Origin of the sequence: Nonomuraea roseola, from assembly GCF_039535395.1 — a bacterium.
Lineage (GTDB): Bacteria > Actinomycetota > Actinomycetes > Streptosporangiales > Streptosporangiaceae > Nonomuraea > Nonomuraea roseola.
The window spans coordinates 36,924-52,330 of record NZ_BAAAXC010000012.1; the positions used below are offsets into that span (position 1 = coordinate 36,924).

Genomic DNA, 15,407 nt, shown 5'->3' on the forward strand with positions numbered 1-15,407 from the left:
GTCGGTGTCGGCGGAAGGGGCGCAGGACCTAACGTGGGGGACCATGAACGTGGAGTACCGGTGGCTGCTGCCCTCGGTCCTGCTCGGCGACCCTGACGAGGGGCGGCCCGCGCGCCGCTCGACCCGCGACTGGGTCGTCGACATTCTGATCTTCCTGCTCACCTGCGGGCTGGTGTGGCTGACCCTGCCTGACCTGGAGGGCGAGGGGCGTGCGCTGCGCGTGACCGAGCAGGTGCTCGGCGGGCTGTCGTGCGCCGCGGTGTGGCTGCGCCGCCGCTGGCCCGTCACGCTCTCGCTGGTCTCGACGGTGTTCTCGTCCTACTTCGTCATGGTGGGCGGCGTGGCGGTGGTGGCGCTGTTCACCGTCGCGGTGCACCGCCCCTTCAAGATCTCCGGGCTGGTGCTCGCGGCCAATCTGGTCACGCTCGCCCCGCTCGCGCTGTGGCGCCCCGACAAGGTGCTCGGCCCCCTGTGGATGGCCGTGTTCGGCACGGTCCTCGCGCTGGCTGTCTTCGGCTGGGGCATCGTGGTCAGGTCCAGGCGCCAGCTGGTCCACACGCTCAGGGCCCAGGCGCAGGTGGCCGGGCAGGAGGCCAGGCGGCTGGAGCGCGAGCGCATCGCCCGCGAGATGCACGACGTGCTGGCCCACCGCATCTCCATCCTCAGCCTGCACGCGGGGGCGCTGGAGTTCAGGCCCGACGCGCCGCCCGAGCAGGTCGCGCGGGCGGCGGGGGCGATCAGGGACAGCGCCCACCAGGCGCTGCAGGACCTTCGTGAGGTCATCGGCGTGCTGCGCCAGCCGGGCGACGACCCGGACGAGATCGTGCCGGAGCGACCGCAGCCCACGCTGGCCGACCTCGACGAGCTGGCCGAGGAGTCGCGCAGGGCGGGCATGGACGTGACGCTCACGGTGGAGACGGGGCAGGCGGCCTCCGCGAGCCTCGGCCGCAACGCCTACAGGATCGTCCAGGAGGCGCTCACCAACGCCCGCAAGCACGCCCCCGGCGCGCCTGTGCGGCTGAGCGTGACGGGCGGGCAGGGGGCGGGGCTCACCATCGAGGCGCGCAACAAGATCGGCTGGCCGTCCAGCATCCCGGGCGCGGGCAGCGGGCTGATCGGGCTGACCGAGCGGGCGGAGCTGGCAGGGGGACGGCTCGAGCACCGGCGCACCCCCGAGGGGGACTTCGTTCTGAAAGCATGGTTGCCGTGGCCGACATGAAGATACGGGTGCTGATCGTCGACGACGACGCGCTGGTCAGAGCGGGGCTGTCGATGATCCTGGGGGGTGTGGGCGACATCGAGGTGGCGGGTGAGGCGGCCGACGGCGACCAGGTGCCGAAGATGGTCGCCGAGCACCGCCCCGACGTGGTGCTCATGGACATCCGCATGCCGAGGGTCGACGGCCTGGCCGCCACCGAGGCGCTGCGCTCCACCGCCAACCCGCCCGAGGTCGTGGTGCTGACCACCTTCCACGCCGACGCGCAGGTCCTGCGGGCGTTGCGCTCGGGCGCGGCGGGCTTCCTGCTGAAGGACATCCCTCCCGCCGAACTGGTCGCCGCCATCAGGAAGGTGGCCGCGGGCGAGCCGATCCTGTCGCCCGCCGTCACCAGGCAGCTCATCTCCCACGTCTCGGACGGCGCCGCGGGCGGCCGCAGGGAGCGCGCCCGCTCCCTGCTGACCAGGCTGAGCGAGCGCGAGAGGGAGGTGGCCGTCGCGGTCGGCAGGGGCAGGTCGAACGCCGAGATCGGCGCGGAGCTCTACATGAGCGTGGCCACGGTCAAGGCGCACGTCTCGCGCATCCTCACCAAGCTGGGCCTCAACAACAGGGTCCAGATCGCGCTGACGGTGCACGACTCGGAGTCATGACAGCATCCGCTCCAGCAGCGCCCTGTGCAGCACCAGGTCGTCGGGGTCGTCGGGCATCGGCTGCTCGCCGAAGTGGATGCGGCGCTGCCACACCCTGGCCATGACGATGCCGTGCCTGAGCGCGGCATACGTCTCGTGGAAGTCCATGTCTCGCGGTGTGTGGCCGGACAGCTCGCGGTAGGTCGCGCAGACGTCGTCGCGGCGCATGAAGCCGGGCAGGCCCGGCAGCTCGAAGACCTCGGCGAGGTCCTGGAAGAACCGGTGCAGGAAGATCATCCAGGCCAGGTCAAGCTCGCGGGGCCCCACCGCGGCCATCTCCCAGTCGAGCACGGCGACAGGGGTGAAGTCGCGGTACATCACGTTGCCGATCCTGGCATCGCCCCAGGTCAGAACATTTGGGCCGGGGTCGTCAGGCCAGTGCGCCTCCAGCCAGTCGAAGGCTCGCTCCAGCAGCGGGATGCGCACGTCGCCGCGCATCCACTCGTAGTAGGCGCGCTGGCCGTCCACGTGCGCGCGCAGGCCCGCGGCGCCGAGGCCGTCCAGCTCTGCGGCGGTGTAGGGGGCGCCGTGCAGGCCGGCGGCGATCGCGACCGTCCTGTCCTGCAGCAGGCGCCTGTCCGCGGGCGCGGCCTCCAGCAGCCAGCCCTCGAAGGTGTACGGCGGGACATCGGAAGGGACCCGGCCCTCCTCCCGCTCCATGACGAAGAACGGCGAGCCCAGCGGCTCGGGCGAGGGCTCGAACCACAGCGCCTTGGGCGCGAGCACCCCCGCGCGCTCCCTGGCCAGTCGCATCACCTCGAACTGGACGCCCAGGTCGTAGCTGGGGAAGATCGGCACGGCCTCCTCGGTGGGCGCCAGGCGCGCCACGCACCTCGTGCCGTCCACGGTGAAGAAGAGCGTCTCGCTGGACATCCCGTTGGCCGAGGGGCGGGTGACCCGCGAGACCTGGCGGCCGAGCCACGCGCTCAGCCTCTCGCGCAGGTCGTCGAGGTCCCTGGTGGAGGTGCGCATAGGCTCGGTTACGCCACTGTCGTACATCTCCAACCAAGCGCTTGTCCATAAGCACGTCACGACACGGTCATGTGCGCGACAGCCGTACCCTTGGTGAGTAGGACAATCGCGAAGGGTCAGTTGAGAGGCAGTGGGATGAGCTCAGCCGGCGAAGGCCTGTCTCGTCCGCTTCCCGAGCAGGTGCGGCTCAACGTCGTCGACCTGGCGGCGCAGGTGCTCGGCAGCATGCCCGCCGTCGCCGTGCCCGCCCCGCTGCGTGGCATCGCCAAGTTCGACCCTCGCAAACGCGCCAAACTCGGCGGCGCCCCGATCGCCGCCCAGCTGGAGAACGACAAGGAGTTTCGCGAGGCCGTCGCCGAGTCGGTGGCGAAAGGCTGGCCCGAGCTCGCCGCCTCGCTGGCCGAGGGCAACGTGCCGCCGGCAGCCGACCCCGTGCTGGTCGCGGCGGCAGCCTATCTGACCAGGCCGCCCGGGTGGGCGGAGATGGTGGAAACCGCCAGGGCCGACCTCGAGCAGTCGGCGGTGGCCGCCGAGGGCTCGGCCCAGGAGCAGACGGTCGCCAGGCTGCGCGAGCAGCTGGCCGCGCAGAAGAGCGCCGCGAAGGACGAGGCCGAGAGGCTGCGTGAGCAGCTGAGGGTCGCCAGAGCGGAGAACTCCGACCTGCGCCGCAAGCTTCATGACGCCCGCGAGCGGCTCAAGGCCGCCGACCAGCGGGCCGCCGAGATGGCGCAGGCCGCCGACGAGGCCAGGATGGCGGCCTCGGTGGCCGGCAGCGCGGGCGAGTCGGAGCTGAGGCGGCTCAAGGAGCGGCTGGCCGACGCCGAAAGGCACCTCGAGGCCTCGCGCAGAGCGGCCCGCGAGGGCCGCAGCATCGAGGACGCCAGGATCAGAGTGCTGCTCGACGCGCTCCAGGACGCCTCGGCCGGGCTGCGAAGGGAGCTGGCGCTGCCGACCACGATCAGCAGGCCAGCCGACTCCGTCGCCGCCGTCACGCCTGGCGCGCCCAACGTGCGGGGGGTGCCTGCCAGAGCGCTGGCCGACGACGACCCGCAGCTGCTCGACCAGCTGCTGGCGCTGCCACAGGTGCACCTGATCATCGACGGCTACAACGTGACCAAGACCGGGTACGGCACGCTCACCCTCGCCGACCAGCGCAACAGGCTGATGACCGGGCTGGGCGGCCTGGCCGCGCAGACCAGGGTCGAGGTGACCGTCGTCTTCGACGGCGCGGAGCTCAACGCCCCCGTCCAGGTGGTCGCGCCGCGCGGGGTGCGGGTGATGTTCAGCGCGCCGGGCGAGATCGCCGACGACCTGATCCGTCAGCTCGTGCGCGCCGAGCCGCAGGGCAGGGCGATCGCGGTGGTCTCCTCCGACCGCGAGGTGGCCGAGTCCGTGCGCAGGATGGGCGCCAGGCCCGTCTCGTCCGCGCTGCTGCTGCGCAGGCTCGGGCGGGCATAGGTCACATTTTGGGTGACATGGCCGGACGCTAGGCGCACCTTCTGTACTATTTCGCCCCAGGCGTGATCACTGGGAGGGCGTGTCGCTGTGGGGTTTGGCCGGGTACCGCTGGCTGCGGGTCTCGCGATCGCGACTCTTCTCCTGCCGTTGAGCGGTGCTTTCGCCGATCCCAAACCGACGATCGCGCAGGCCAAGGCGAAGCTGGAGAAGCTCAACGACAAGGCCGACAAGGTCGTCGACAGGTACAACACGGCCACCGAGAAGTACAAGAAGGCCAAGAAGGCCTACGAGGGGCTGAACTCCAGGTACAAGAGCAAGATGGCCAGGGTGGCTGGTCTGCGCGCCGAGGTCGTCGGCATGGCCATCGACACCTACCAGGCGGGCGACATCACCTCGTGGTCGACGCTTCTGGGCGACAGCGACCCCTCGGCCACGCTCGGCGGCATGGCGCTCATGGACCAGCTGACGGCCGAGCGGGCCCAGGTCCTGGCCGCCTTCGACGAGGAGAACCGCCAGCTCAAGTCCGACAGGGAGCAGGCGCAGGGCGCCCTCACCGAGGCCGACAAGCTGCGCGACGAGGTCAAGTCGGAGAAGGACAAGGTGCTCGAGCTGGTCGAGCAGCAGGAGAAGCTGCTGCGCAGACTCGGCGCCTACCGGGTGGGCAACCCCAACAGCACCGGCATCAAGTACACGGGCTCGGCCTCGGGCAACGCCGCCTCGGTGCTCAGCTTCGCCTACGCGCAGGTCGGCAAGCCCTACCAGTACGGTGGCACGGGCCCGGGCGGCTGGGACTGCTCAGGCCTCACGCAGGCATCCTGGCGCGCGGCCGGCGTCTCGCTGCCCCGCACGACGTGGGAGCAGTGGGCCTGGGGCGCCAAGCGCAGGGTCTCCCTCGACAACCTGCAGCCCGGCGACCTCATCTTCAGCGAGGGCCTCGGGCACGTGAGCATCTACGCGGGCGGCGGCAAGATCGTCCACGCGCCGCAGACCGGTGACGTGGTCAAGGTCGTCCCGCTGTCGGCCTACGGCAGGCGCCTGGTCGGCGCGGTCCGCCCGTAGGCCGCGCTCATCGCGCGCAGAACGTCCAGATAGGCGCTCACGGCGGGCGGGCGCCCGTCGGCGGGCAGGACGGCGGCGCTGATCCTTCTGGCGGGCAGCGCGGGCGATGGATGGGCCAGCCTGATGTCCGAGCGCACCGACCTGCCGGCGATCGACGGATAGAGCATCACGCCCACGCCCGCGGCCACCAGGCCCTGGCGGCCGTTCCAGTCGTCGCACAGGTGAGTGATCCTCGGCGGCCCTCCCATCGCGGCCGACAGTTCGGCCGACGGGCCGAGGCAGTCGGGGTGGGTGCCGTCGATCCAGTGCTCGGCGGCCAGGTCGGCCAGCCGTACCTGCTCCTGTGACGCGAGGGGATGGTCGGCGGGCAGGGCCACCATCGGCTCGTCGTCGAACAGGAAGAGCGTCTCGAGCCCGGGATCGGGGTCGGCGTCCCACGAGGTGACCAGCGCGACGTCGATCGCGCCTTCGAGCAGTCTCGCGTCGCCGCGCTCTCCCACGGTGAGTGAGAGCTCGACGTCGGGGTGGGTGGCGGTGAAGCGGCGGAAGCTCTCGGGGACGAACCTGGTGGCCGCGCTGGGGAAGGCCGCCACGCGCACCCTGCCGCTCTCGGCGGCGGCGAAGGCCCGCAGCCTGGTCTCGAACAGGCTCATCCCGTCGACCACGGCGGCGGCCTGCTCCATGGCGGCCAGACCCGCCTCCGTCGGCTGCACGCCTCTCGGGCGGCGGTGGAAGAGCCGGACGCCCGTGCGGCGCTCCAGGGTGGCGATCTGACGGGAGACCGCCGGCTGCGTCATCGACAGGGCCTCGGCGGCGGCGGAGAAGGAGCCGTGCCGTCCGACTTCGAGCAGGACGCGCAGGGACCACAGATCAAGCATGCGAGGAGCTTATGGCAGAGCAGCCAGACCCCTCATTCGGCTGATGTTACTGGTGTGACTGACGTGACAAATGGGACCTGACTGCGCTCGGTGACAGCAACTGTGAGGAGGGTCACAATTGTCGCTTGCAACGGTCCATGGAGCAGTGAATTGTCTCTTGACAACCACCCGTGGACGATCTTGACTCCTTTACTTCGACTTTGCCCGCTCTTGGCGGGCGGGGTACCTTCTCGCTTCGCGGCGACCAAGCCATGGCGCCCGCCACGTCCACCGGCCCTGTCAGCGGCCGGTGTGTACGCATAACGATCCGCTGGTCGCCGCGCCGAACCCCCAGATGAGCGTGCGCGGTCGACCCGCCGAATCCGTGCGGCATGGAGCACGGAGCCGGGGACCCGAGCACCTGGGGTGAGTCCGGCCTACGGGCCGGTAGGGCGACTTCCACGCCCGAACCCGTCAGCTAACCCGGTAGGCATTCGTGGAAGAGTCAAGGAGACGTTCTGTCCACCCCTGTTTACAAGACCCGTCTGTCCTGCCTTGCCCTGAGTGGCGTCATGGCCGCGATGGGAGGAGTCGTCCTCCACGCACCAGCCGCTCACGCGACCCCCATCGAGGCGAGCGCGGTGAAGACGGCCGCAGTGAAGATCGACGTCGCGCGGACGAGCGCGGCGAAGGCGAGCGCCGGCAAGGCGCGCGTCGTGTCGAAGTCGCAGGCGAAGGCGGCTCGGCAGAAGTTGAGGGCTACCAAGGCCGTCGGAGTGGCGAAGAAGCAGCTCGGCGACCCCTACCGCTACGGCGGGACGGGTCCAGGCTCCTTCGACTGCTCGGGTCTGGTGCAGTACGCATGGTCCAAGGCGGGGATCAGGATCCCGCGCGTGACGCACAGCCAGTACGCACGCATCAAGAAGAAGGTCTCCTGGCGCAGCCTCAAGCCCGGTGACCTGATGTTCTTCCGCGGCAAGGGCCATGTCGGCATGTACGTCGGCAAGGGCCGGATGATCCACTCACCCAGCTCGGGCAAGACGGTGCGGATCGAGAAGATCAGCGGCTGGCGCAAGGCCTCCTTCGCCGGCGCGGTCCGTCCCGGCGCGTAGGCGCACGCAGAGAGCCCCGTCCATTCCTCTGGGACGGGGCTCTCCGCCGTCCGGGCTAGCATCGCTGCCGTGGTGACCCGAAGAGCTGTGCTGACGGCCGCGCTGGCGTGGACGGTGCCGGGGTCGGCAGGCCCTCGCCTGCCGTCCGAGGCCCGTGGCCTGTGGGAGTCGGGCGTCACCTTCGCGTACGGCGCGCGCTCGCTCGCCGTCGGCCACCACGCCCCCGCCACGCTGCTTCGAGACCTCGCGGCGCGGGCCGACGCCGCCGGCCGCACGGTCTCGGCGGTGCTGCGGCGCCCCGTACGGCCGGTGGTCGTCGTGCCGGCGAGCACCGGGGAGGCGGCGGCGCTGGCCGGCACGGGCTCGCTCGAGGGGCTGGCCGCGCTGGCGTCGCGCGGAAGGGTGATCGTCGTCCCCGGCGCCTTCGCGCGGCTGACCCCCGTGGGACGCGACGTGGTTCTCGCCCACGAGCTCACCCACGTGGCAGCGGGCACGCACGGCCGTCCTGTGTGGCTGCGGGAGGGCTTCGCCGACTACGTCGGCTACCTCGGCTCGGGTCTGGAGGTCGGTGTCGCGGCCGCGGAGCTGGCCGAGGAGGTCGGCTCGGGACGGACGAGCGCCCGGCTGCCGGCCGACGGCGACTTCACGCCGGGCGCGCCCAGGCTCGCGCAGGTCTACCAGGAGTCGTGGCTGGCCTGCCGCCTGATCGCGGGCCGCTACGGCGAGCGGGCGCTGGTCGACCTCTACGATCGGGCTGCGGGGCGCGATCTCGCCGAGGCGCTGCGCCCTCTCGGCCTGTCGGTCCCCACGCTGACCGGCCTGTGGCGCGAGTATGTCCGGGACGAGCTGACTGCGGGGGGACACGGATGAGCTGGCTGGACCGTCGGGCGGGCATCGCGCTGGCGCTGCTGGGCGCGGCGATCGTCGCGGTGGTCGCGTTCACCACCCCGTGGGGGACGATGCGGGGCGCGCCCGCCGTGCCGCCCGACCCCTCACTCGACTTCACCGCCGCCGAGATCGCCCGTTCGCGCGCCTTCGACGCGGCCACCAGCGTGCCGTCCTACCTGTCGCTCGGCCTGACCGTGCTCTTCGCGGGCGTGCTGGTGGCCACGCCATGGGGCGCCCGCCTGCTGGCCAGGCTGAAGGGGCCGTGGTGGCTGCGCGTGCTGCTCGGCGTCGTCGTGCTCACGGCGGTGGTCGAGCTGCTGCGCTGGCCGCTCGGTGTCTGGTTCGAGGGCGAGCTGCGCGACTTCGGCCTGTCCACGCAGAACTGGGCGAGCTGGACGGGCGACAGACTGAAGTCCATCGGGGTGCGGACCGCGATCACAGCGATCATGGTGCTGGCCGTCGTCGCCCTTGCCCGCAGGTTCGCGCGCTGGTGGATTCCCGCCGCGGCCGGCGCCTTCATGCTCACCGTGGGCGCCTCCTTCGTCTATCCGGTCGTCTTCGAGCCGCTCTTCAACGACTTCAGGTCGATGCCGGCGGGACAGTTGCGCACCGACCTGCTGGAGCTGGCCGAGCGCGCCGACGTGCCCGTCGAGGACGTGCTGGTGGCCGACGCCTCCCGCAGGACCACCGCGCTGAACGCCTACGTCTCGGGCTTCGGGGCCACCCGGCGGATCGTCGTCTACGACACGCTGCTGGCCGCGCCGGAGAAGGAGGTGGAGCTGATCATCGCCCACGAGCTCGGGCACGCCAAGTACAACGACGTCCTGCACGGCACGCTCCTCGGCGCGCTCGGCGCGGGCTTCGGCGCGGTGCTGCTGTTCTGCGTGGCCCCGCTGTGGAAGCGGCCGCTGTCCGAGCCCGTGGCGGTGGCGGCGATCATGGGCTTCCTCTCGCTGGCGACCGTGCTGTCGGGCCCAGGGCAGAACCTCGTCAGCCGCCACATCGAGGCCAGGGCCGACCTGCACGCGCTCGACCTCACCCGGGACCCGCGGACGTTCGTCGCGATGCAAAAACGCCTGGCAATAACCAACATTTCCGACTTGTCGCCGGATGTCGTGGAATATGTGCTCTATGCCTCGCACCCGACCGCTCCCCAGCGCATCGCCATGGCCCGCTCGTGGGAGCTCATGAAGGCCCCGTGAGCAGGGTCCTCATCGTCACGAACGACTTTCCGCCCAGGCCGGGCGGCATCCAGTCGTTCGTGCACGGGCTCGCGTTCCGCACGCCGTCCGTGCTGGTCTACGCCCCGCGCTGGCGGGGCTGCGAGGAGTTCGACGCCCAGCAGCCCTACCCCGTCGTCAGACACCCCACCTCGCTCATGCTGCCCACGCCGGGCGTGGCGCGCAGGGCGGCGCGGCTGGTGGCCGCGCACGGGGCCGACACCGTCGTCTTCGGCGCTGCGGCGCCTCTCGGCCTGCTGGCCCCCCGTCTGCGCGCGGCAGGAGCGCGCAGGATCGTCATGCTCACCCATGGGCACGAGTCGTCGCCGCTGTTCCGCCCCCTGATGCGGCGGATCGGCTCCTATGCCGACGTGGTCACCTACCTCGGCTCCTACACGCACGCCAGGCTCTCCTCCCTGATCCCTCAGGGCAAGCTCGTACGGCTGGCGCCGGGGGTCGACGCCGACGTCTTCAGACCCCCCGCGGAGCCCGCGCGCCTCAGGAACGCGCTCGGCCTCGAGGACAGGCCCGTCGTGGTGTGCGTCTCCAGGCTCGTGCCGCGCAAGGGCCAGGACCAGCTGATCCGCGCGTGGCCGCTGGTGCTGAGGTCGGTGCCCTCTGCGGTGCTGCTCGTCGTGGGCGGAGGGCCCTACCGGCGGCGGCTGGCCGCGATGGCCGCGCGGCTGGGCGACGCGGTGCGCTTCACCGGGGTGGTGCCCGCTTCGGAGCTGCCCTCGTACTACGCGGCGGGCGACGTCTTCGCCATGCCCTGCCGTACGCGGATGGGCGGGATGGACGTCGAGGGGCTGGGGATCGTCTTCCTCGAGGCGTCGGCGACGGGGCTGCCGGTGGTGGCGGGGGCCTCGGGAGGAGCACCCGACGCGGTCCGGCACGGGGAGACGGGTCTCGTGGTGGACGGCAGGTCGGTGCAGGAGGTGGCGGGAGCGTTGGTCGAGCTCCTCGTCGACAGGGACAGGGCGCGCAAGATGGGGGAGAGGGGAAGGGAGTGGGTGGCGGGCGAGTGGGACTGGTCGCGCGTCGCGGCCCGCTTCCACGCGCTCCTCTGAGCTCGCGCGGCTAGTGGGAGGGGCGCACGCGGGGGCGCTGGACGGTGTCGATGGAGTCGGCCAGGCGGTGCAGGCGCAGGGCCAGCGTGTGGCGGAAGGGCGCCCGCCTTGGTGCGAGCGCGGGCAGGCGCTCGGCCTCGGCGATCCGCTCGCGGTGGAGGGCCTGGACGTGCATGAGAGTCAGCTGGTCGTTCATGACAGGTCCGTTCTCTGGTGGCAGGTGCGGGGGTGGGCGGGCGGGTGGTTCACCGGGTGCTCGCCCGCAGGATGGCGATGTCGCCGCTCAGCGTGCGGGCGTGCACCTCGAGGGTCTCGGCGGCGTCGCCCGGCTCGCCCGACTGCTCGAGCTCGGAGCTGACGCGCCCCGACAGCGAGGAGATCTCGAGCCAGGCGGCGCTGCCCTCCGTGACCGCGAGCGTGACGTTGCCGGAGGCGCTCCTGGCGTTGACCTGGCCTCTGGTGACGGCGTGGACGACGATGTCGCCCGAGGCCGTGCGGCTGGTGACATCGCCGTGGGCGCGGCCGATCGCGGCCGAGCCCGAGGCGGTGGTGACGTCGACGTGGCCGCCGACGGAGCCGACGCCGACCTTGCCCGAGGTGGCGTCGATGACCGCGTCGCCCTCGATGACGTCACACCTGACGTCACCTGACGCCGTGGTGATGCGCAGCGCGACGGCGTGCTCCACCATGACGTCGCCCGAGGCGCACGTGATGGCGACCTCGCCCAGCCGGCCCGTGGTGGTGACATCGGTCGAGGCGGTGTGGGCGAGCAGGCTCGACCCCTCGGGCAGGGCGATGTCGACGTGGACGGCGCGCCTGCTCCGCTGCCCGTCGGGGGCCTTGACGGTGATCACACCGTCGGCGTGCTCGACCAGGATCGACCGGGCGTACGCGTGGTCGTCGGAGTTCGCAGGCTCGGCGGGGCGCACCTCGACGACGGTGTCCTTACGCTCGGTGGCGCAGACGCGCAGGTCGCCTGCGGGGAGGTCGACGTGGACGGCGGGGGGCGTGGGGGTGGAGAAAACGGGCATGGTGGAGCTCCGTCTCTGTGTGTGGGGATGAAGGGAGAGGTCAGCGGACCCAGCCGCTGATGCGGCGTCCGGCGCCGGGAGGAGAGGGACGCTGCTGGGGGTCGGACAGCGCCGCGGTCAGCGCCCTGACCAGCCAGGCGTTGACCGAGGCGCCCGAGGAGGCGGCGGCCTGCTCGATGCGGCTCTTCAGCGACTCGGGCAGCCGCAGTGTCATCCTGGCCGTGCCCTGGTCGCTCTCGCCCGGAGGCGCGGGAGGGGAGGGAGGCTCCGGAGGCGGCGGCGGGAACGGCGGCTGCCCGCGGTCGGCCGCAGGGCCGCCGTGCCAGTGATCGGGCACGGTGAGCACGAACTGGGGCTCTCTGCCGCGCATGCGCACATCGACGACCCCGGGATCGAGCTGCCTGGTCAGCTCGTCGGCGGCCTCGGAGAGCACCTCGATGAGCGTCAGCCTGACCGCCGAGTCGAGCATCGCGGTGAGGCGCTCGGCGGTGGCGCGGGCCTCTGGCCCCGCTGCGTCGGCGGCGTCGCCGAACTCCCTGCGCAGGTTCTCGATGTACGACGTCAGATCCATGACGTCATCATGACATCAATCTGATGTCACTGCAAGCGGCAAGCTGACGCCACCGGCGTCAAGGCGACGTCGGTCCTCGGGCCCGCGTCCTGCGTGCCCCGCACCGTGGTGCTCCCGGCCTTGCCGTGCGCCCGCGTGACCGCGACGCGGTTTCGTACGGCCCCGCCGGGAGAGCCGAGGGGGTCAGCCCTTGGTGGAGCCGAGCGTGAGGCCCGAGACGAACTGCTTGTGCAGGAGCTGGAAGACGATCAGCGTCGGCAGCGCCACCAGCAGCGACCCCGCGGCAAGCAGGTTGTAGTCGGTGAAGAACTGCCCGCGCAGGTTGTTCAGCGCCGAGGTGACGGGCAGCTTGTCGCCCGAGGACATCAGCACCAGCGCCCAGAGGAAGTCGTTGTACATCCAGGTGAACTGCAGCGTCGACAACGCCGCCAGCGCGGGACGGCACAGCGGCAGCGTGAGCTGCCAGTAGCGCCGCCACACGCCGGCCCCGTCGACCATCGCCGCCTCCGAGATCTCCTCGGGGATCGTCCGCATGAAGTTGGCCAGCACGAACACGCAGAAGCCGAACTGGAAGGCGACGTGGATGAGGATCAGCCCGAGATAGGAGTCGTACAGCGACAGCGAGTCCGACAGCCACCACGGCAGCGGGATCAGCGTGTACAGGGTGTAGAGCGGTGTGATCAGCACCTGGGGCGGGAGCAGGTTGCCCGCGGTGAAGACCACCAGCAGCACCTTGCGCCCTGGAATGCGCAGCCTGGCGATGGCGAAGGCGGTGAAGGAGGCCATCAGCAGCGTGAGGATCACGCCGGGCACCACGATGATCAGTGTGTTGAGGTAGTACTTCGGCAGGTCGGCCTGGCTCCAGGCCTGGCCGTAGTAGTCGAGCGTGAGCGAGCGGGGCAGCGAGAAGTAGCCGAACCTGGCCGTCTCCTCGTACGGCCTGAGCGAGGCGTAGACGGCCAGCAGCAGCGGCAGCAGCCATCCGAGGGCGACCAGTCCGAGGAAGAGGTGCAGCACCAGCCTTAACGGCCGGAAGGGCCGCTTGGCCTGCGGCCTTCCTGGCTCCACCGCGGTGGGGCGCGAGGCGGTCAGCGTCACCGGCGATCCTCCTTGAACAGCTGCGAGAGGTAGGTGACGATGAACGCCATCGAGATCACCAGCAGGATCACCGCGATCGCCGAGCCGAAGCCGATCCTGCTGGCCTCGCCCACGATGTTCTCCGTGACCAGCACCGACAGCAGCTCCAGGCCGTTCCTGCCCTTGTTGATGGCGTAGACGATGTCGAAGGCCCTGAGCGCCTCGATCACCGTGATCACCAGGACGATGACGTTGATGGGCCGCAGCGTGGGGAAGACGACGCGGAAGAAGGTCTGCGCCTCGCCGGCCCCGTCGATCGCCGCGGCCTCCTTGAGCGCGGGGTCGACCGCCTTCAGCCCGGCCAGGTAGATGATCATGACGTAGCCGACGTGCCGCCAGGCCGCCGCGACCATGACGACCCAGATGTTGATGGAGCTGTCGCCGAGCCAGTCGGTGGTCAGCCCGGTCACGGCATTGAGCACGCCGTAGTCGGAGGAGTAGACGAGCTGGGCGATGAAGCCCACCACGGCGAGCGACAGCACCACCGGCATGTAGAGCGCGCTCTGGTAGACCCGCGACAGCCCGAGCCGCCGGTCCAGCAGCACCGCGCAGAACAGGCCGAACGGCGTCGCGACCAGGCCGAGGAAGGCCAGCCACAGCACGTTGTTGCGGACAGCCGACCAGAACGGCGGGTACTCCTCCGCCAGGTCGCCGTAGTTGCGCGTGCCGATCCAGCGCAGCTCGGAGATGCCGTTCCAGTCGGTGCCCGACAGCGCGACGGAGGCCAGCGTGGGGCCCCAGATGAGGGCCACGTTGACCAGGACGGCCGCCCCGAGGCCGAGGCCCAGGACGGCGAGGTCCCTGCGGGAGTAGCGTCGAGTGATCAACGGAAGATGTTGGCCTTCTGTGCCTCGATGTCCTTGAGCAGCGGGTCGATGTCGTCGGGTTTGCCGACGAAGCGCTGCAGCGCGGGGATCATCACGGTCGAGGCGAAGTCTGGCCTGGTGTCGCGGTCGAGGAACTGGGCGATGTGCGCGGCCTGCGAGACGAGTTCGGCGCCGCGCTTCTGCAGCGCGCTGTAGCCGCTGGTGTCGGCCTTGGAGCTGGAGGCCAGCGTGCCCGGGTCGAGCTTGGTGGCCGCGTTCTGCGAAGAGGCCTGCGCCAAGTGCTTGAGCAGCGCCTTGGCGCCGTCCACGTTCTTGGCCTTGGCCGAGATCATGTAGCCGTCGATCGGCGCGTCGATGGAGTCGGTGCCGAACTGCGGATTGATCTCGGGGAAGGTGAAGAAGTCGAGGTCGTCGCGCTCGGCCTCGGGGAACTGCTGGGCGACGAACATGCCGAGCAGGTACATGCCGGTCTTCTTCTGGGCGAGCGACTGGCCCGCCTCCTGCCAGGTGCGGCCGAGCGCGGCGGGCTGGTGGAACTCCATCAGCCCTCGCCAGGTGTCGAAGACCTGCTTGACCTTCGGGTCGGTCCACGACTCCTTGCCCGCCATGAGCGAGATGTGGAAGTCGTAGCCGTTGGTCCGCATGTTGAGGATGTCGAAGGTGCCCATCGCGGGCCAGCCGTCCTTGTCGGCGAAGGCGATGGGGACCAGCCCGTCGGCCTTCATCTTCCTGGCCAGCGCGGTGAACTCGTCGAGGGTCGTGGGCGGCTGGTAGCCCTTCTCCTCCCACAGGCTCTTGCGGTAGAAGACCGCCCACGGGTAGTAGGTGAACGGCACGAAGTACTGCTTGCCGTCCGAGCCCGTCGAGGCCGCCTTGAAGGCGGGGGTGTAGTCGCCTCCGATCTCCTGCCACACGTCGGAGATGTCGGTGGCCAGGCCCTGCTCGGCGAAGAACTGCATCCGGTAGCCGGCGAACCAGGTGAAGACGTCGTCGGGCGTGCCCTTGAGGTAGCGGTTGATGTTCTCCTGGAAGGTGTTGTGGTCGACGGTGTTGATCCTGACGTCGGCCTGGGTGAAGGCCTTGACCACGGTCTCCAGTGACTTCTTGGGGATCTCGTCGGAGGCGTTGGAGCCGATCGTCACCGTGCCGCGCGCGGCCGAGCCGCCCGTGCCCGGCGTGTTCTGGGTGTTGGGGTTGCCGCAGCCCGCGAGGATCGCGGGGACTCCGAAGGCCGCGGCACCGAGCAGCATGCTCCTGCGGGTGATCGGCAGACGTTGGGTCATGGTGGGTTCCTCCTAGACCG

General features: G+C 70.7%; 16 protein-coding genes and 1 riboswitch. Of the genes, 8 read left to right on the forward strand and 8 right to left on the reverse strand.

The window, feature by feature from the left end; translation table 11 throughout:
• Nucleotides 1-43: 43 nt before the first annotated feature.
• Nucleotides 44-1,219, forward strand: coding sequence for a sensor histidine kinase (locus tag ABFX55_RS12240; protein ID WP_346120515.1), 1,176 nt, complete (start codon nucleotides 44-46; stop codon nucleotides 1,217-1,219).
• The gene (locus ABFX55_RS12245) at nucleotides 1,198-1,866 is read left to right on the forward strand and encodes a response regulator transcription factor (protein ID WP_379479128.1); all 669 of its coding nucleotides are present in this window, start codon (nucleotides 1,198-1,200) and stop codon (nucleotides 1,864-1,866) included. Before ABFX55_RS12240 ends, ABFX55_RS12245 begins: the two co-directional genes overlap by 22 nt.
• Here the strand turns inward: ABFX55_RS12245 and ABFX55_RS12250 are convergent.
• Nucleotides 1,861-2,877 carry a phosphotransferase family protein gene (locus ABFX55_RS12250; RefSeq protein ID WP_346120519.1) on the reverse strand — a complete coding sequence of 339 codons (1,017 nt, stop codon included), beginning with the start codon at nucleotides 2,875-2,877 and terminating at the stop codon, nucleotides 1,861-1,863. The two genes, ABFX55_RS12245 and ABFX55_RS12250, sit on opposite strands and share 6 nt — an antisense overlap.
• A gap of 135 nt (nucleotides 2,878-3,012) precedes the next feature.
• On the opposite strand from ABFX55_RS12250, the gene ABFX55_RS12255 reads away from it, so the two are divergent.
• Together ABFX55_RS12255 and ABFX55_RS12260 are read left to right on the forward strand one after the other, a co-directional pair.
• The gene (locus ABFX55_RS12255) at nucleotides 3,013-4,335 is read left to right on the forward strand and encodes an NYN domain-containing protein (RefSeq protein WP_346120521.1); all 1,323 of its coding nucleotides are present in this window, start codon (nucleotides 3,013-3,015) and stop codon (nucleotides 4,333-4,335) included.
• Between the two features lie 147 nt (nucleotides 4,336-4,482).
• A complete protein-coding gene (locus tag ABFX55_RS12260) occupies nucleotides 4,483-5,394 on the forward strand; it encodes a C40 family peptidase (protein ID WP_246452315.1) in 912 nt (303 codons plus the stop codon).
• Here the strand turns inward: ABFX55_RS12260 and ABFX55_RS12265 are convergent.
• Nucleotides 5,358-6,272, reverse strand: coding sequence for a LysR family transcriptional regulator (locus tag ABFX55_RS12265; protein WP_346120523.1), 915 nt, complete (start codon nucleotides 6,270-6,272; stop codon nucleotides 5,358-5,360). The genes ABFX55_RS12260 and ABFX55_RS12265 overlap by 37 nt on opposite strands.
• A gap of 344 nt (nucleotides 6,273-6,616) precedes the next feature.
• Nucleotides 6,617-6,759: riboswitch (cyclic di-AMP (ydaO/yuaA leader) on the forward strand.
• A 133-nt stretch (nucleotides 6,760-6,892) separates the two neighbouring features.
• Here ABFX55_RS12265 and ABFX55_RS12270 point away from each other — a divergent pair.
• The 4 genes from ABFX55_RS12270 to ABFX55_RS12285 all read left to right on the forward strand — a co-directional run bounded on the left by ABFX55_RS12270 (nucleotide 6,893) and on the right by ABFX55_RS12285 (nucleotide 10,538).
• On the forward strand, nucleotides 6,893-7,363 hold the full coding sequence (locus ABFX55_RS12270) for a C40 family peptidase (RefSeq protein WP_346120525.1): 471 nt from the start codon (nucleotides 6,893-6,895) through the stop codon (nucleotides 7,361-7,363).
• Nucleotides 7,364-7,432: 69 nt separating this feature from the next.
• Nucleotides 7,433-8,233, forward strand: a complete 801-nt coding sequence (locus ABFX55_RS12275; RefSeq protein WP_346120527.1) for a hypothetical protein — start codon at nucleotides 7,433-7,435, stop codon at nucleotides 8,231-8,233.
• Nucleotides 8,230-9,453, forward strand: a complete 1,224-nt coding sequence (locus ABFX55_RS12280; RefSeq protein WP_346120528.1) for a M48 family metallopeptidase — start codon at nucleotides 8,230-8,232, stop codon at nucleotides 9,451-9,453. Before ABFX55_RS12275 ends, ABFX55_RS12280 begins: the two co-directional genes overlap by 4 nt.
• Complete coding sequence (locus ABFX55_RS12285) at nucleotides 9,450-10,538, forward strand: glycosyltransferase family 4 protein (protein ID WP_346120530.1); 1,089 nt, start codon at nucleotides 9,450-9,452, stop codon at nucleotides 10,536-10,538. The genes ABFX55_RS12280 and ABFX55_RS12285 overlap by 4 nt, the downstream gene beginning before the upstream one ends.
• A gap of 10 nt (nucleotides 10,539-10,548) precedes the next feature.
• Here ABFX55_RS12285 and ABFX55_RS12290 read toward each other — a convergent pair whose 3' ends face one another.
• From ABFX55_RS12290 to ABFX55_RS12315, 6 genes are all read right to left on the reverse strand, one after another.
• The gene (locus ABFX55_RS12290) at nucleotides 10,549-10,734 is read right to left on the reverse strand and encodes a hypothetical protein (RefSeq protein ID WP_346120532.1); all 186 of its coding nucleotides are present in this window, start codon (nucleotides 10,732-10,734) and stop codon (nucleotides 10,549-10,551) included.
• Nucleotides 10,735-10,783: 49 nt separating this feature from the next.
• Entirely contained in the window at nucleotides 10,784-11,569 is a 786-nt protein-coding gene (locus tag ABFX55_RS12295; protein WP_346120533.1) for a DUF4097 family beta strand repeat-containing protein, read from the reverse strand.
• 40 nt (nucleotides 11,570-11,609) lie between these two features.
• A complete protein-coding gene (locus ABFX55_RS12300) occupies nucleotides 11,610-12,140 on the reverse strand; it encodes a toxin-antitoxin system HicB family antitoxin (RefSeq protein WP_346120535.1) in 531 nt (176 codons plus the stop codon).
• Between the two features lie 183 nt (nucleotides 12,141-12,323).
• Nucleotides 12,324-13,238 (reverse strand): carbohydrate ABC transporter permease, encoded by a 915-nt coding sequence (locus tag ABFX55_RS12305; protein WP_346120537.1) that lies wholly within the window; start codon nucleotides 13,236-13,238, stop codon nucleotides 12,324-12,326.
• Nucleotides 13,235-14,104, reverse strand: coding sequence for a carbohydrate ABC transporter permease (locus tag ABFX55_RS12310; RefSeq protein WP_346120539.1), 870 nt, complete (start codon nucleotides 14,102-14,104; stop codon nucleotides 13,235-13,237). Before ABFX55_RS12310 ends, ABFX55_RS12305 begins: the two co-directional genes overlap by 4 nt.
• Nucleotides 14,101-15,387, reverse strand: coding sequence for an ABC transporter substrate-binding protein (locus ABFX55_RS12315; RefSeq protein ID WP_346120541.1), 1,287 nt, complete (start codon nucleotides 15,385-15,387; stop codon nucleotides 14,101-14,103). The genes ABFX55_RS12310 and ABFX55_RS12315 overlap by 4 nt, the downstream gene beginning before the upstream one ends.
• Between the last annotated feature and the right edge of the window lie 20 nt (nucleotides 15,388-15,407).

What these genes read in the sequence shown, in the direction of transcription:
- ABFX55_RS12240 (WP_346120515.1), top strand. Translation starts at nt 44, where the DNA reads ATGAACGTGGAGTACCGGTGGCTGCTGCCCTCGGTCCTGCTCGGCGAC.
- ABFX55_RS12245 (WP_379479128.1), top strand. Translation starts at nt 1,198, where the DNA reads ATGGTTGCCGTGGCCGACATGAAGATACGGGTGCTGATCGTCGACGAC.
- ABFX55_RS12250 (WP_346120519.1), bottom strand. Translation starts at nt 2,877, where the DNA reads ATGCGCACCTCCACCAGGGACCTCGACGACCTGCGCGAGAGGCTGAGC.
- ABFX55_RS12255 (WP_346120521.1), top strand. Translation starts at nt 3,013, where the DNA reads ATGAGCTCAGCCGGCGAAGGCCTGTCTCGTCCGCTTCCCGAGCAGGTG.
- ABFX55_RS12265 (WP_346120523.1), bottom strand. Translation starts at nt 6,272, where the DNA reads ATGCTTGATCTGTGGTCCCTGCGCGTCCTGCTCGAAGTCGGACGGCAC.
- ABFX55_RS12280 (WP_346120528.1), top strand. Translation starts at nt 8,230, where the DNA reads ATGAGCTGGCTGGACCGTCGGGCGGGCATCGCGCTGGCGCTGCTGGGC.
- ABFX55_RS12290 (WP_346120532.1), bottom strand. Translation starts at nt 10,734, where the DNA reads ATGAACGACCAGCTGACTCTCATGCACGTCCAGGCCCTCCACCGCGAG.
- ABFX55_RS12295 (WP_346120533.1), bottom strand. Translation starts at nt 11,569, where the DNA reads ATGCCCGTTTTCTCCACCCCCACGCCCCCCGCCGTCCACGTCGACCTC.
- ABFX55_RS12300 (WP_346120535.1), bottom strand. Translation starts at nt 12,140, where the DNA reads ATGGATCTGACGTCGTACATCGAGAACCTGCGCAGGGAGTTCGGCGAC.
- ABFX55_RS12315 (WP_346120541.1), bottom strand. Translation starts at nt 15,387, where the DNA reads ATGACCCAACGTCTGCCGATCACCCGCAGGAGCATGCTGCTCGGTGCC.